Annotated in this window: 12 protein-coding genes and 1 pseudogene; 8 read left to right on the top strand and 5 right to left on the bottom strand. The window is 64.7% G+C overall.

Annotated features, from left to right (window positions below):
• Positions 1-11: 11 nt before the first annotated feature.
• The 4 genes from EJ074_RS14215 to EJ074_RS14200 all read left to right on the top strand — a co-directional run bounded on the left by EJ074_RS14215 (position 12) and on the right by EJ074_RS14200 (position 3,427).
• On the top strand, positions 12-896 hold the full coding sequence (locus EJ074_RS14215; protein ID WP_165350080.1) for a DMT family transporter: 885 nt from the start codon (positions 12-14) through the stop codon (positions 894-896).
• A gap of 63 nt (positions 897-959) precedes the next feature.
• Complete coding sequence (locus EJ074_RS14210) at positions 960-1,982, top strand: LacI family DNA-binding transcriptional regulator (RefSeq protein WP_129553536.1); 1,023 nt, start codon at positions 960-962, stop codon at positions 1,980-1,982.
• On the top strand, positions 1,979-2,962 hold the full coding sequence (locus EJ074_RS14205; RefSeq protein WP_095806769.1) for a 2-hydroxyacid dehydrogenase: 984 nt from the start codon (positions 1,979-1,981) through the stop codon (positions 2,960-2,962). Before EJ074_RS14210 ends, EJ074_RS14205 begins: the two co-directional genes overlap by 4 nt.
• An 81-nt stretch (positions 2,963-3,043) precedes the next feature.
• The gene (locus tag EJ074_RS14200) at positions 3,044-3,427 is read left to right on the top strand and encodes a hypothetical protein (protein WP_165349935.1); all 384 of its coding nucleotides are present in this window, start codon (positions 3,044-3,046) and stop codon (positions 3,425-3,427) included.
• 22 nt (positions 3,428-3,449) lie between these two features.
• Here EJ074_RS14200 and EJ074_RS14195 read toward each other — a convergent pair whose 3' ends face one another.
• Positions 3,450-4,223 (bottom strand): gamma-glutamyl-gamma-aminobutyrate hydrolase family protein, encoded by a 774-nt coding sequence (locus EJ074_RS14195; RefSeq protein ID WP_095806768.1) that lies wholly within the window; start codon positions 4,221-4,223, stop codon positions 3,450-3,452.
• 239 nt (positions 4,224-4,462) lie between these two features.
• Between EJ074_RS14195 and EJ074_RS14190 the strand changes: the two genes are divergently transcribed.
• Positions 4,463-5,572: a TRAP transporter substrate-binding protein gene (locus tag EJ074_RS14190; protein WP_095806767.1), complete on the top strand. Its 1,110-nt coding sequence runs from the start codon at positions 4,463-4,465 to the stop codon at positions 5,570-5,572.
• 137 nt (positions 5,573-5,709) lie between these two features.
• On the opposite strand, the gene EJ074_RS14185 is transcribed toward EJ074_RS14190, so the two are convergent.
• The 4 genes from EJ074_RS14185 to EJ074_RS14170 all read right to left on the bottom strand — a co-directional run bounded on the left by EJ074_RS14185 (position 5,710) and on the right by EJ074_RS14170 (position 10,249).
• Positions 5,710-6,738 carry a zinc-dependent alcohol dehydrogenase family protein gene (locus EJ074_RS14185; protein WP_095806766.1) on the bottom strand — a complete coding sequence of 343 codons (1,029 nt, stop codon included), beginning with the start codon at positions 6,736-6,738 and terminating at the stop codon, positions 5,710-5,712.
• A 12-nt stretch (positions 6,739-6,750) separates the two neighbouring features.
• The gene (locus tag EJ074_RS14180; protein ID WP_165349934.1) at positions 6,751-8,553 is read right to left on the bottom strand and encodes a TRAP transporter large permease subunit; all 1,803 of its coding nucleotides are present in this window, start codon (positions 8,551-8,553) and stop codon (positions 6,751-6,753) included.
• Positions 8,550-9,155 (bottom strand): TRAP transporter small permease subunit, encoded by a 606-nt coding sequence (locus EJ074_RS14175; RefSeq protein WP_095806765.1) that lies wholly within the window; start codon positions 9,153-9,155, stop codon positions 8,550-8,552. Before EJ074_RS14175 ends, EJ074_RS14180 begins: the two co-directional genes overlap by 4 nt.
• A 188-nt stretch (positions 9,156-9,343) precedes the next feature.
• The gene (locus EJ074_RS14170; RefSeq protein ID WP_095806764.1) at positions 9,344-10,249 is read right to left on the bottom strand and encodes a branched-chain amino acid ABC transporter permease; all 906 of its coding nucleotides are present in this window, start codon (positions 10,247-10,249) and stop codon (positions 9,344-9,346) included.
• Positions 10,250-10,343: 94 nt separating this feature from the next.
• Between EJ074_RS14170 and EJ074_RS14165 the strand changes: the two genes are divergently transcribed.
• The 3 genes and pseudogenes from EJ074_RS14165 to EJ074_RS14155 all read left to right on the top strand — a co-directional run.
• A complete protein-coding gene (locus EJ074_RS14165) occupies positions 10,344-10,952 on the top strand; it encodes a CGNR zinc finger domain-containing protein (protein ID WP_095806763.1) in 609 nt (202 codons plus the stop codon).
• The gene (locus tag EJ074_RS14160; protein ID WP_095806762.1) at positions 10,945-11,475 is read left to right on the top strand and encodes a hypothetical protein; all 531 of its coding nucleotides are present in this window, start codon (positions 10,945-10,947) and stop codon (positions 11,473-11,475) included. Before EJ074_RS14165 ends, EJ074_RS14160 begins: the two co-directional genes overlap by 8 nt.
• 196 nt (positions 11,476-11,671) lie before the next feature.
• A pseudogene (locus EJ074_RS14155) lies at positions 11,672-15,154 on the top strand (indolepyruvate ferredoxin oxidoreductase family protein); the annotation flags it as partial.
• Between the last annotated feature and the right edge of the window lie 125 nt (positions 15,155-15,279).

Raw genomic sequence — 15,279 nt, 5'->3', positions numbered from 1 at the left:
CGATGCTGTTGATGCTGTGCGTCTATGTCTGCTTCACCTTCCTCGACACCTCAAGCAAGTATCTGGTGCTCGCCGGTGTCTCGGCGCTGATCGTCGCCTGGGCCCGCTTCACCGTCCATGTCCTGATTGTCGGCCTCTTTCTGCGCGGCTGGCGCGAGCCGTCGCGCTTCCGCGCCGACAACCTGCCGGCTCACATCCTGCGCGGCTTGCTCTTGTTCGGCTCGACGATTTTCAACGTTTTGGCGCTGCGCACGCTGCAACTGGCCGAAACCACGTCGATCTACTTCTTCGGCCCGATGGTGATCACGGCACTTGCGGGACCGCTGCTGGGAAAATGGGCGGGCTGGCGGCGCTGGCTGGCAATCCTCACCGGCTTAGCCGGCGTTCTCATCATTACCCGGCCGGGCGTCGGCGTGTTCGGCGTCGGGCATCTGTTCGCGCTCGGATCGATGCTGTCGAACAGCTTCTACGTCATCATGACCCGGCGCATGTCGTCGACGGAGACCCCGGAAAGCCTGATCCTGTTCTCGGCGCTGGCGCCGGCGGTGCTGCTCCTGCCGACCTTGCCCTTTTCGCTGTCGCTGCCGCAGGATGGCTGGCACTGGTTCATCCTGATGATGCTTGGCGTCTTCGGCGCCGGCGGCCACTGGCTGCTGGTGCAGGCCTACCGCCTGGCGACCACCACGGCGCTGGCGCCTTATCCTTATTCTCAGATGGTGTGGATGATCATTTCGGGTTGGCTCATCTTCCACCAGTTTCCCGACCGCTGGACGTTGCTGGGGGCCGCCATCATCGTCGCCAGCGGCCTCTATATCATCCATCGCGAGCATCGGTTGCGTCTGCGCAATTCAGCCTCCGTCGATACCGAAGCCGAGACCCTGGCAAAAAAACTTTGATTTGCCCTGGATCGATGGCATAAGGCCCCCTTTAAACAGTTTAAAAGTCCGGGGGACTGAGGGCTGGCACAGAAGATCAAGCTTTCTACGATCGCGGATGCGCTCGGCGTGTCCACGGCAACGGTATCGCTGGCGCTGCGCGACAGCCCATTGGTCGCTGGCACCACGCGCGAGCGCATCAAGGAACATGCCCGCGCCATCGGCTATATTTACAACCGCCGCGCCGCCAGCCTGCGCACCTCGCGCTCCGGCATTGTCGGCGTCGTGGTGCACGACATCATGAATCCGTTCTTTGCCGAAATCCTGCGCTCGATCGAAAGCGAGCTCGATCGCAGCCGCCAGACTTTCATTCTTTCGAACCATTATGACCAACTGGAAAAGCAGCGCACCTTCATTGATACGCTGCTGCAACTCGGCGCCGACGGGGTCATCATGTCGCCGGCCATCGGCACGCCGGCCGAAGACATCATCATGGCCGAGGAAAACGGCCTGCCGGCCGTGCTGATCGCGCGCACCGTCGCTGGAGCGGACGTGCCGGTGTTTCGCGGCGATGACGCCTATGGCACCGCCCTGGCCACCAATCACCTGATCTCGCTAGGCCACAAGCGTATCGCCATGATCGGCGGCACGGACCAGACCTCGACCGGCCGCGACCGCTACCAGGGCTATGTCAACGCCATGGAAGCGGCCGGGCTGGAAGTCAAGCCGTCCTGGCGCATTCCCGGGCCGCGCACCAAGCAGGCAGGCTTCGAGGCCGCCGGGCAGTTCCTGGCGCTCAAGGACAAGCCGACCGCAGCCTGCTGTTGGAACGATCTCGTCGCCATCGGACTGATGAACGGCATTGCGCGGGCAGGGCTCGTGCCGGGCGTCGACATCTCGGTCACCGGTTATGACGATCTCGAAGAGGCCGCAATCGCGACTCCGGCGCTGACAACGGTCTGGAATGGCCAGCGCGAGGTCGGCCGCCGCGCCGCCAGCGCGCTGCTCGACAAGCTGAACGGGCAAGCCGTGCGGCCCTCGCAGGAACTGATCAAGCCGGAGCTGCACGTGCGCCAGTCCACCGGCAAACCGATGGAGCGCCAATGACAAGAGCCGAAGCAAAATTCCCGGTCGCCATCCTGGTGCCGGGTCCTTTCCACGAACATGCCCGCGGCCGGATAGAGCAAGCCTTCCAATGCGTGCGTATCGAGCGCGCCGATCCGTCGCTGCTCTCCGAGGAAATGCGCCAGACGGTGCGCGGCATCGCCTCCTACGGCGGCATCGATGCTGCGATGATCGACGCGCTGCCCAATCTTGAAATCATCGCCAATTTTGGCGTCGGCTATGATTCGGTTGACGCCGGCCATGCGGCCGCGCGCGGCGTGATGGTCACCAACACGCCGGACGTCCTGACCGAGGAGGTGGCGGACACCGCGATCGGCCTGTTGATCAACACCGTGCGAGAACTCTACAACGCCGAGAAATGGCTGCGCGACGGCGGCTGGATGAACAAGGGCGACTACCGCCTGAGCCGGCTGACCTTGCGAGGCAGGCGCATCGGCATCTTCGGCATGGGCCGCATCGGCCTTGCCGTCGCCCGGCGCCTTGAGGCCTTCGGCCTGCCGATCGCCTACCACAACCGCCGCAAGGTGGAGGGCTTGTCCTATGAATATCACTCGACGTTGATGAGCCTTGCCGAGGCGGTCGACACGCTGATCTGCGTGGCGCCGGGCGGCGCCTCGACGGAGAAGGCCATCAATGCCGATATCCTCTTGGCGCTCGGCTCGAACGGCGTTCTCGTCAATATCGGCCGCGGCAGCGTGGTGGACGAGGCGGCGCTTGCCGCTGCCCTTGCCAACGGCACCATCGCCGCCGCTGGGCTCGATGTCTTTGCCGACGAACCGAACGTGCCGCAGGCCCTGCTCGACGCCCCCAACACATCCCTGCTGCCGCATGTCGGCTCGGCGTCGCACCACACGCGCCGCGCCATGGCCGATCTCTGTGTCGACAATCTGATTGCCTGGTTCGGTGAGCGACGAGCGCTGACCCCGGTGCCCGAGACCGTCAACGTCAAGGCGCGTCCCTGACGAGCCGGTGGCGACATTCTTAACCCACGCTTAACTCTTTGAAATCATTCTCCATACTTGGTTAACAAGTGGAGAATCAGGGTGAAGTTGCTGGTGGGCTTGGTTGCGTCCTTTGCGATGTTTGGGAGCACTCAGTTCCTGCCCGGCGGCAATGGCCAGACCACGGCCCCGGAAGCCGCGCCGTCAGGCATTTACCACCTGACTGCCAATGGCGAGGAAACCTGCGCCGTCGAGCGCGGCGCCGAGGTGTCGGCCGGCCTGTCGCGGCTGACCGTCGCTCCGAACTGCCGTGTATTGATGCCGGGCATCGAACAAGTGAAATTCTGGCGCGAGCAGGCGGACGGCTCGGTCGCTTTCAGCGAGAACGGCGTCGACCCGATCGTCACCTTCGGCGTTGCCGATGGCGATGGCTACGAATCCTACGCGCCCGCGACGCCGCTGCTGGCGCTTCGCAGCGATGAATAGTCTTTGAATTACTCGGCTGCGTCTATTCCGCCGCCGCTCGCGAGCCGGCCTTCGCCGAGGCATGCAGGCGCACCGCGTCGCCAAAGGCGCGGAAGATCTTGGCCGACGCGCTGTCGGACTTCACCCAATATTCGGGGTGCCACTGAACGCCGACCGCGAAAGCGCGGGAGTCCTTGACCGAGACGGCCTCGATCGTCCCGTCGCCGGCGAGCGCCTCGACTTGCAGCCTTGAACCGAGCAGCTCGATGCCCTGCCGGTGCACGGAATTCACCGTGATGTCGCCAACGCCGAAAACACTGGCCAGGCAGCTTCCCGGCTCGATCGAAACGGTCTGGCGGATGGCGAAGCGCTCGTCCTGATTGTCGCTCGCCGGCGCGCGGTGGTCGAGCGAGCCTTCGCGCTCTTGGATCTCCGTGGCCAGCGTGCCGCCCAGCGCCACATTCAGTTCCTGGATGCCGCGGCAGATGGCAAGCAGTGGCACGCCGCGCTCGATGGCCTTGCGAATCAGCGGCAGCGTCGTGGCGTCGCGCGCGGGATCGTAAGGACCGTTCCGTTCGTTCGGATCGCCGCCATAGAGCGAAGGATGCACATTGGACTTCGAACCGGTGATCATGACGCCGTCGACGGAAGACAGCAGTTCGTCGAGATCGAGCTGATCGCCGAAGGAAGGCACCACGAGCGGGAAGACGCCTGCGCCGGCGATCGCCGCCTCGAGATATTGCTGCGGGGCGGCATGCCAGGTGTAGTTGTCGAACTGGCGGACATCGGACGAGACGGCAACGAGCGGCTGCTGCATTTTGGACGCGGTTCCCAGAGCTAAGGAATTACTCTGCCTATTAAATAGGCGATCCGAGGGCACTTTGCCATGGCAAGTTCGCCTCTGCGGATGGGCCACGGCGGACTGGCGTTAGACTATGGTTGCAGCCTGCCCGCGATGCTGGACTCGACATCTCGCCCGTGTATTGTTCGCGCAGCCGATCAGGACAGCGAGGATGTCCGCGCGTCGGTGTGTTGATCCAAAACGGAGGAAACTGCATGGATCGTCGTTCATTCATCCGCAAGGCCGGTGCGTCCGGCGTCGGTGTCGCGGCGGCGGCCGCGGCGCTTGCCACGCCGGCCATAGCCCAGTCCAATCCGAAAGTGACGTGGCGGCTGGCATCGTCCTTCCCGAAATCGCTCGACACGATCTATGGCGGCGCCGAAGTCTTCTCCAAGATGCTGTCGGAAGCGACCGACGGCAATTTCCAGGTTCAGGTCTTCGCCTCCGGCGAACTGGTGCCGGGCCTGCAGGCGGCGGACGCCACCGCTGCAGGTACCGTCGAGGCCTGCCACACGGTGGCTTACTATTACTGGGGCAAGGACCCAACCTGGGCGCTGGGTGCTGCGGTGCCGTTCTCGCTCAACGCGCGCGGCATGAACGCCTGGCACTACCATGGCGGCGGCATCGACCTCTTCAACGAGTTCCTGGCCACGCAAGGGCTTTTCGGTCTGCCCGGCGGCAACACCGGGGTGCAGATGGGCGGCTGGTTCCGCAAGCAGATCAATACCGTCGCCGACCTTTCCGGCCTCAAGATGCGCATCGGGGGCTTTGCCGGCAAAGTGGTGCAGAAGCTCGGCGTCGTGCCGCAGCAGATCGCCGGCGGCGACATCTATCCGGCGCTGGAAAAGGGCACGATCGACGCCGCCGAATGGGTCGGTCCCTATGATGACGAGAAGCTCGGCTTCTACAAGGTCGCGCCCTATTACTACTATCCCGGCTGGTGGGAAGGCGGCCCGACCGTGCACCTGATGTTCAACAAGGCCAAATACGAGGAGCTTTCGCCGGCCTACAAGGCGCTGGTCCGCGCCGCCGCTCAGGCAACCGACGCTGACATGCTGCAGAAGTATGACTTCGTGAACCCGCCCGCGGTGAGGCGGCTGGTGGCCGCCGGAGCCAAGCTGCAGCCGTTCAGCCAGGAGATCATGGCCGCCTGCTTCGAGAAGGCGAACGAGGTCTACGCCGAGATGGAGGCCTCGAACGTGCCGTTCAAGAAGATCTGGGACTCCATCAAGGGCTTCCGCAAGGAGCACTATCTCTGGGCTCAGGTCGCCGAATACAACTACGACACCTTCATGATGGTGCAGCAGCGCAACGGCAAGCTGTAAGAGGCGATTAGCCCCTTCTCCCCGTCACCTACGGGGAGAAGGTCCCGGCAGAGGGGCGGCGCAGGCTTCGGCGATTAATCGCCATGGACGGCCGAAAATTCAACCTCGTGCCTCCGGCATTGGCGCCAGGCTCTACGTCAGTCCCGGCCGGGCAGCACCAGCACCTTGACCTCGCCCGAGGCGGCCGGGTTGGAGATCACCGCCGGAGCGTCTTCGAGACCGACCTGTCTCGATATCAGTTTGTCGATCTCGATCGCGCCCGAGGCGACGAGGTCGGCCGCGCGCCGGTGCGTGAAAGGATTGATGAAGGAGCCCAGCACCTTCAGTTCGCGGAACAGGACATCGAAGGGTTCGAAGGCAACCTTCTGCCCTTGAGGCATCACGCCGACGATCACCACAGTGCCGCCCGGCTTCGCCAGCCGCATGGATTGCTCGACCGTGTCGGGAACGCCGGCGCATTCGAGCACCACGTCGACGCCGCCAGGAACCACGCCGCCGGGTCCGGCGATGGTCTCGACGGGATCGGCGGAACTTGGATCGACCGTTGCCGTGGCGCCGAGTTCTTCGGCGAGCGCGCGGCGGGAGGCCTGCCTGGTCGACAGGATGACGGTCGCCGCGCCGGCGAGCTTCGCCAGTTGCACGGTGAGCAAGCCGATGACGCCGCCGCCGAGCACGACCACCGAGGCGCCCGGCCGGATGCCGGCGAGGTCGACGCCATGCAGGCAGCAGGCCAGCGGCTCGCAGAAGGCGCCGTGCGTCGGCTTGAGGCTGGCGGGCAGCAGGAAGGCCTGGCTTTGCGGCATCACGACATAGTCGGCGAAGCCGCCGTCGCGGTGGATGCCGATCGCCCGGAGATTGCTGCACAGATTGACCCGGCCGGCCCGGCAGTGGCTGCAGCGCCCGCAGGAAATGTTGGGATCGCCGGTGACGCGGTCGCCGATCGAGATGCCGGCAACATCTGGCCCGACGGCCTCGACGATGCCGCAGAATTCGTGCCCGAGCGTCACCGGCGGCTTCGATGGAAATTCGCCATGCAGAAGATGCCTGTCGGTGCCGCAGACGCCGCAGGCTTCGATCCGCACCAGCACATCGTCCGGTCCCGGAGCGGGCTTCTCCACCTCGCGCATTGCGATGCTGCCGATGGCTTCGAGCCGGACTGCTCTCATGATCGCATCACCTCAGAATTTTGGCGGCTGCGAAAGGTCCGGCGCAGGCGCGGCCGGCTTGGCTGGGGCCGTATCGCCGAAATTCGGCGGCTGCGAGAGATCGGGCGTGCCGGGCGCGGCGGGAGCGGCCGGCGTCGCGCCTCCATTCGCAGGCGCCGCGCCAGTGTCGGCCGGCGGCGCACCGAGCGGTGTCAGTCCCGGCATACCCGGCAGCTGGATGTCGATCGTGCTCGGCTCGACGGCAGCGCCCTTGTAGCGCATCACCATTTGCGGGAAGGCGATGGTGAGCGCGATCATGATCACCTGGATGCAGACGAAGGGCACCGCGCCCCAGTAGATCTGGCCAGTCGTGACCGGCGCGATTTTCTTGCCGGTGATGCGGTCGAGATAAGGCACGCGTGCCGCCACCGAGCGCAGGTAGAACAGCGCGAAGCCGAAGGGCGGATGCATGAAGCTGGTCTGCATGTTGACGCCGAGCAGCACGCCGAACCAGATCAGGTCGATGCCGAGCTTTTCGGCGGCGGGCGCGAGCAGCGGCACGATGATGAAGGCGAGCTCGAAGAAATCGAGGAAGAAGGCGAGCACGAACACCAGGACGTTGACGCCGATCAGGAAGCCGATCTCGCCGCCGGGCAGGGAGATTAGCAGGTGCTCTACCCATTTCTGTCCATTGACGCCGTAGAAGGTGAGCGAGAAGACCCGCGCGCCGATCAGGATGAACAGCACGAAGGAGGACAGCCGCGTCGTCGAGGCCAGCGCCTGCCTGATGACGTCCATGCTCAGGCGACCTTTGAACGCCGCCATGATGAGCGCGCCGACAGCACCCATTGCGCCGCCTTCGGTCGGCGTGGCGATGCCGAGGAAGATGGTGCCGAGCACCAGGAAGATCAGCGCCAGCGGCGGGATCAGCACGATTACCACCTGCTGCGCCAGCTTCGACATCATGTGGATGTTGAGGCGCTGGTCGGCGATCGCCACGATGTAGATCACGACGACGCCGACTGTGGCGCCGAGGATGTCGGCATTGTTGCCATGTGTCGGCGCGAGGTAGCGATAGGCGGCATAGGAGATCGCACCCGCGACCAGCAAGGCGACAATGAGCGAGATCACGCCGTGGCCGAGCGTGCGCGCCTCAACAGGCAGCGCCGGCATCGAATTCGGCCGGACGATCGACATGATCAGGATGTAGAGCATGTAGATGCCGGTCAGCACCAGGCCGGGGATCAGGGCGCCCGCATACATGTCGCCGACCGAGCGGCCGAGCTGGTCGGCAAGCACGATCAGCACCAGCGAGGGCGGGATGATCTGGGCAAGCGTGCCGGAGGCCGCGATCACGCCTGAGGCGAGCCGCCGGTCATAGCCGTAGCGCAGCATGATCGGCAGTGAGATCAGGCCCATGGCGATGACGGAGGCCGCCACCACGCCGGTCGTGGCGGCAAGCAGCGCGCCGACGAAGATCACCGCATAGGCAAGGCCGCCGCGGATCGGCCCGAACAATTGGCCGATGGTGTCGAGCAGGTCCTCGGCCATGCCGGATCGTTCCAGCACGATGCCCATGAAGGTGAAGAAGGGAATCGCCAGCAATGTCTCGTTCGACATGACCCGGTTGCCGTAGAAATTCTCCGGCAATGCGTAGAGAAGTGGCCAGGCAAGATTGATCGATCCGCCCGAATAGGGCGACAAGAGCACACCGATGAAGAAGAACAGGAGGCCGTTGGCGGCGAGCGAGAAGGCGACCGGGTAGCCGATCAAAAGGAAGATGATCAGCGAGGCGAACATGATCGGCGCCATGTTCTGCGCGATGAACTCGATCATGAGCGCACCTCGCCGGCCAGCGCCTTGGCTTCTTCGGCAAGCGCCTCGGCTTCGATCTTGGCCTGGTCGTGCGCGGATATGAATGGATTGGGATCGTCCATGTCGCCCCGCATGATGGCGATCTTCTTGATGATCTCGGAGATGCCCTGCAGCGCCAGCAGGAAGAAGCCGGCGAGCAGGATGGCTTTTGCCGGCCATACGATCAGGCCGCCTGCATTGGTCGACATCTCGCCGCTGCGGAACGACAGCGACACGTAAGGCACGAAATAGATCACCATCAGGACCACGAACGGCATCAGGAAGAACAGGTGGCCGAGAAGGTCGATCCAGTGCTGCACGCGGCGGGAAAACATGCCGTAGACGATGTCGATGCGGATATGGTCGTTCTGCTTGAGCGTGTAGGCGGCCGCCAGCATGAAGGCGGCGCCGAACAGGTACCATTGCAGCTCCAGCCAGGCGTTGGAGGAGGTGTCGAGCACTTTGCGGATGATGGCGTTTCCGGCGCTCACCAGGATCGCGAGCAGGATCAGCCACGACACCCATCGTCCGATGAACTCGTTCAGGCGGTCGATGGTCCTGGATAGAGCGAGCAGCCCTGCCATGCATTTCCTCCCTCGTGCCGGAGATGCGCCCTATTTTCCCCTTGGGGTGGCACCATCTGGTCCAACGGTATGCAGCGCGTGGTCCGGATGGTCAACAACGCAATGGTCGAGCGGCTGCGCCATCCAGCGCGCACCGCGCCAAACAGGCGGCCTCAGGGCACGCCATGCAACCAAAGTCTGATTGTGAATCAGGCGACCTTCGTTTGGTCGCGGCCGGCGCCGATCAGCACCAGCATGGCGACGAGGAACAGATACATCCACGCATCGCGCCATTCGAGCGGGAAATAGCCGGCCCAAAGCGATTCGGCCATGCCGAAGGCAGCCGCGCCGAGCGCCGCCCTGAGCGGCGAGAGATAGCCGCCGACCGCCGTGATGAACAGGATCTTCAGCCCGTAGACCAGGCCGGTGCCGAAGCTGATGTTGCCGTAATAGAGGCCGGCGAGCACGCCGGCCAGGGCCGCGCACAAGCCGCCGTAAAGCACCGCGCGGCGGAACACCGCGGTGACGTCGATGCCGCACATGGCAGCCGCCCTCGGGTCGTCCGACACGGCGCGCCAGGCGCGTCCGTAGCGCGAATGGGCGAAACCCCACGCCGCCAGCGCCACGATGGCCAGCACGCCGGCACAGTCGAGCAGTTGGATGAGCGTCAGCGTCACCTTGAAGCCAGCCTCCTCGGCGAAGACGACCGGCTGGGCCAGCATCGGCGGCAGCCACAGATCATGGGTGTCGGCGGCGATGCGGCTCGCTTCGGACAGGAACAAAAGGATGCCGAGCGTCGTCACCACGATGGCATTGGGTGAGCGGTCGGCGAGCTTTTCGAAGACGCTGCGCGACAGGATCTGGCTGATCAGCGCCGCATAAAGCAGGGCGGCAACGATGCCGAGCGCGACGGAGGCGAAGAGTGTCAGCCACAGCGCCTGGTAACCAAAGGCGGCGGTCAGGATCATCGTATGTCCGCAAAAGGCAAACAGCGCGCCATAGGCGAGATTGGTGCGGTGCAGGATGCCGTTGGTCAGCACATAGCCGAAGGCGAGCAGCGCATAGAGCGCGCCCGAATGCAGCCCGTTCAGCACCTGCTGGAGGAAGTAAAGCATGCAGCATCCTCGGGACCGCGCGATCCGGCCCCGATGGGAGCGTTGCATTCGGAATCTAACTTGTCAAATAGGTTTTATCGGTTAGATTTCCACCATGACTGTATCCTGGACCCCGCATCGCTTCACCGGCGGCATTCTCGCGCTCGACGCGGCGAACACGGTGGTGCTGCGCAACGATCCGCAAAAGACTTTCGACCGTTTCGACGATCCGGCCGAGATCGTACGTTTCGCCCAGGCGGCCAGCGGCTTTCGCGCCGCCGAGCTCGGCGGGCGGCGATTGGAAGCGGGCGCGCCCGACCGGATTGCACCGCTCGTGCTGTCGATCCGCGAGGCTACCGACCGACTGTTCCGCCATGCCGTTGCGCAAGGGGCCATTGCCACCGTCGATCTGCCGGCTTTCCTGTCGGCCTGCGCCGCGGGGCTGGCCGGCAGCTCGACCGAGGTCGGCGCGCCCGGGCGGCCATTCGGTGATCCGGCGACGCCGATTGCATTCGAGGCGGCGCTCGCCGTCTCGGCGCTGTCGCTGCTGCGTGACGAGACGGTGGCCAGGCTCAGGATCTGTCCCAACTGCAGCTGGCTGTTCGTCGATCGCAGCCGCAACTCCAGCCGCCTCTGGTGCGACATGAAGGTGTGCGGCAACAGACAGAAGGCAAATCGCCATTATCGCCGCCGCACGGTGGCCAGGGAGGCAGGCAATGTCTAGAAAGTTCGTCCGTTCGGTGGTTGTCGGCACGGCCTTGCTTGCGGCGACGGTGCTCGGCGCTTGCCGCGATTCCGGCAAGGAGCAGCTCTTCGCCATTTCCGGCAAGCTGTTCGAGTTCAACTACCGGCTTGGCATCGCCACCTATGTCATAACCCTCAACCCGCTGCGGCCGATGGGCGAGGGCCAGGTCGCAGTGGTTAGCTTCCAGAACCCGGCCGGCGGTGACCCGATCATCGTCAACCAGAAGATCTGGCCGAAGCTGCCGCATGTCACGCTCACCAGCCCGCCGCTGACATGCGTGGTGAAGGACAAGCCTTATTCGGTCTCGATCCGCATCGAGGATGCCAATGGCAAGCTGCTGCAGAGTTTCGAGACCACGCTGACCTCCTCGATGGATCAATCGGTGCTGCCCGACAGGCCACTTGTGATCGGCCCGGTCTACGAGCTCAACAAGGACATGGTCGGCCATCCCGACGGCAAGTTGCCCGACGAGCCGAAGCCTGACTGCCCCAAGCCTGCCTGAGGCCGCGGCCCCTGGAATTTTCTTGCTTGCGCGTGGCGTCGGCCTTGTCGTTCTGTGCTCCCACGAGCCCCGAGCGGACCGCTTGTTGCGTCTGGCTTGGCCCCTGCGATTTCGTTTGACCTCTCTAGCAAGCGGAGAAAGACTGCGGCATGGCACTCCGAGGAAGGCCGCGTGATTCCGCGCGCCTCCGCGAAGGAAATACCTGATGACGCTGCATGACGTCGCGCTCGACGACAAGTTCGACCTTGGCAAGGAGCGCATCTTCCTGTCCGGCGCGCAAGCCGTCATCCGCATGCTGTTGATGCAGCGCGAGCGCGACCGCCGCGCCGGCCTCAACACCGCGGGCTTCGTCTCAGGCTATCGCGGTTCGCCGCTCGGCGGCCTCGACATGCAGCTTTGGAGGGCCAAGAAGCAGCTTGCGCAGGCTGATATCGTCTTCCAGCCGGGGCTCAACGAGGAACTCGCCGCCACCGCCTGCTGGGGATCGCAGCAGACCGAATTGCTCGGCGAGGGCACGCATGACGGCGTCTTCTCGGTCTGGTACGGAAAAGGGCCGGGCGTCGACCGTTCCGGCGACGTGTTCCGCCACGCCAACCTCGCCGGCTCCTCCAAGCATGGCGGCGTGCTCGCCCTGATGGGCGACGATCACATGGCCGAATCCTCGACCAACGCGCACGCCACAGAATTCCTGTTCGTCGATACCATGGTGCCGATCCTCAACCCGGCCGGTGTCCAGGAGATCATCGACTACGGCCTCTACGGCTTTGCCATGTCGCGTTTCGCCGGCACCTGGGCGGCGATCAAATGCGTCAAGGACAACATCGAATCGACCGCCTCGGTCGACGCCTCGCTGGAGCGGCTGAACATCGTCGTTCCTCACTTTGACATGCCGCCCGGCGGTCTCAACATCCGCCACGAGATCGACATGCTCGGGCAGGAGGAGCGGCTGCACGAACATAAGCGCGCCGCCGCTTCCGCCTTCATCCATGCCAACGGGCTGAACCGCATCGTCTATTCCGGCGGCCGCAATCCGAAGCTTGGCGTCATCACCATCGGCAAGAGCTATCTCGATGTCCGCCAGGCGCTGGACGACATCGGCGTCGACGAACAGGCCGCCAACCGCATCGGCATCCGCCTGTTCAAGGTCGGCTGCCCATGGCCGCTCGATCTCCAGCACATTGCCGACTTCGCGCGCGGCCTCGACACCATCGTCGTCGTCGAGGAGAAGCGCTCGCTGATCGAGCTGCAGCTGCGCGAAAATCTCTATGGCACTGCCATGCAGCCGGTCATCATCGGCAAGAAGGACGAGCGTGGCGACTGGCTGTTCCCGGCCAAGGGCGCGCTCGATCCCAACGAGATCGCGATTGCGCTCGGCGAGCGCATCCTGCGCACCGTCGGTCGCTCGGAGGAGATCGCCGCACGTGTGGCGAAACTGCGCCAGTTCCAGGCCATGCTCGCCGACACCGTCGACATCGGCTCGCGCACGCCGTTCTTCTGTTCCGGCTGTCCGCACAATTCCTCGACCAAGGTGCCCGAAGGCTCGCTCGCCGCCGCCGGCATCGGCTGCCATTTCATGGCGCTTTGGATGGACAGGAACACAGTCGGCTTCACGGCGATGGGCGGCGAGGGCGCGCAATGGGTGGGCCAGGCGCCGTTCTCGAAGCGCGGCCACATCTTCCAGAACCTTGGCGACGGCACCTACAACCATTCCGGCCTGCTGGCGATCCGCTTCGCGCTGTCGAGCGGTGCCAACATCACCTACAAGATCCTCTATAACGACGCCGTCGCCATGACCGGCGGCCAGCCGCACGAGGGCGGCCTGACCGTCGACATGATCGCCAGGCAGGTGCGCGCCGAAGGCGTCGGCCGCATCGCCGTCGTTACCGACGAACCGGGCAAATATGCCGGCACGGCCGACTTTCCGACCGGCATCACCATCCACCACCGCGACGACCTCGATCTTGTCCAACGCGAGCTGCGCGATGTCAGCGGCGTCTCGGTGCTCATCTACGACCAGACCTGCGCCGCCGAGAAGCGCCGTCGCCGCAAGCGCGGCACCTTCCCCGACCCCGACCGCCGCGTCTTCATCAACGAACTGGTCTGCGAGGGCTGCGGCGATTGCGGCGTGCAGTCCAATTGCGTCTCGATCCAGCCTGTCGAAACCGAATTCGGCCGCAAGCGCAGGATCGACCAGTCGAGCTGCAACAAGGATTTTTCCTGTCTCAACGGCTTCTGCCCGTCCTTCGTCACGGTGCATGGCGGCAAGATCAGGAAGGCCGAGGGTGTCGCCGGCAGCAACGATCCGCTCGCCGGCGTCCCCGCTCCGGCCGAGTTTGCGCTTCACGAGCAGGGCTGGGCGGCGATCATCGACGGGGTCGGCGGCACTGGTGTCGTCACCATAGGCGCGGTGCTCGGCATGGCTGCCCACCTCGAAGGCAAGGGCTGCGGCATGATCGACATGGCGGGCCTTGCCCAGAAGGGTGGCTCAGTGTTCACCCATGTCCGCATTGCCCGCACCCCGGAGGACATCCACGCCATCCGCGTTTCGGCCGGCAAGGCGGATCTCGTGCTCGGTTGCGACCTCGTCGTGTCCGGGGCCAAGAAAGTGCTCGCGGCGGTGCGCGAGGGCCACACGATGTTCCTCGCCAACACCGCCGAGATCATGCCCGGCGAATTCACCCGTTCCGCCGATTTCTCGCTGCCGGTCGAGCGCCTGAAGAAGGCGATCCGCGCGGCGGCCGGCGAGGAAAAGTCGCACTTCTTCGACGCCACCCGCACCGCTGCCGTGCTGTTCGGCAATTCGCTCGGGGCCAACATGTTCATGCTGGGCTTCGCGTTCCAGCATGGCGGGCTGCCGCTGTCGGCCCAAGCCATTGAAAGAGCAATAGAATTGAACGGCGAAGCGGTCGCGATGAATGTCGCCGCCTTCCGCTGGGGTCGTCGCGCCGCGCATCAGCCGGACTATGTGCGCGGCCTGGTCAGCCAGTCAGGCAAGACCGCGCCGGCGGCTGCCGAGACGCTGGACGCCATGATCGCCCGGCGCGTCGCTTTCCTCACCGCCTACCAGAATGCCGCCTACGGCAAGCGCTATGCCGAGAGGATCGCGGCGCTGCGCAAAGCCGAGGCGAAGGCGGTGCCGGGCTCGACCGCCGTCACCGCGGCCGCGGCGAAGAACCTGTTCAAGCTGATGGCCGTCAAGGACGAGTACGAGGTGGCGCGGCTCTACTCCGACGGCTCCTTCGCCGCCGATCTCGCCAGGCAGTTCCAGAGCTATGACAAGCTCGAGTTCCACCTGGCGCCTCCAATTCTCGGCCGCCGCGGCAATGACGGCAGCCCGAGGAAATCGAGCTTCGGTCCGTGGATGATGAAGGGCTTCCGCCTGCTGGCGGCGATGAAGGGCTTGCGTGGAACGACCTTCGACGTCTTCGGCCGAACCGCCGAGCGGCGCATGGAACGGCAGCTGCTGGCGCAGTACGAGGCCGATCTTGGCCTGATCGCCGCATCGCTGGCGCCGGGCAGGATCGAAGCCGCCGCTGCGCTTGCCTCCGTGCCTGCGCTCGTCCGCGGCTACGGCCATGTCCGGCAGGCCAGTGCCGAGGTGGCGGCAGCCGAGCGTTCCAGGCTGCTGGAGCGTCTGCAAAAAACGCCTGAAAGCCCGGAATTGCAGGCTGCGGAATGATCGATACGGCTTATTTACCTGAAGCTAAAATTCCCAACCCTGCATTGCGGAAACCCGCTTGACTGCGGGGGCAAAAAAGCTCCCTCTAAACCTTTCTTAAGGCGGATATGACACTCCTTGGCTCC

The organism is Mesorhizobium sp. M3A.F.Ca.ET.080.04.2.1, assembly GCF_003952525.1.
Classification (GTDB): Bacteria; Pseudomonadota; Alphaproteobacteria; order Rhizobiales; family Rhizobiaceae; genus Mesorhizobium.
This window is presented reverse-complemented; position numbering and strand designations above follow the sequence as displayed.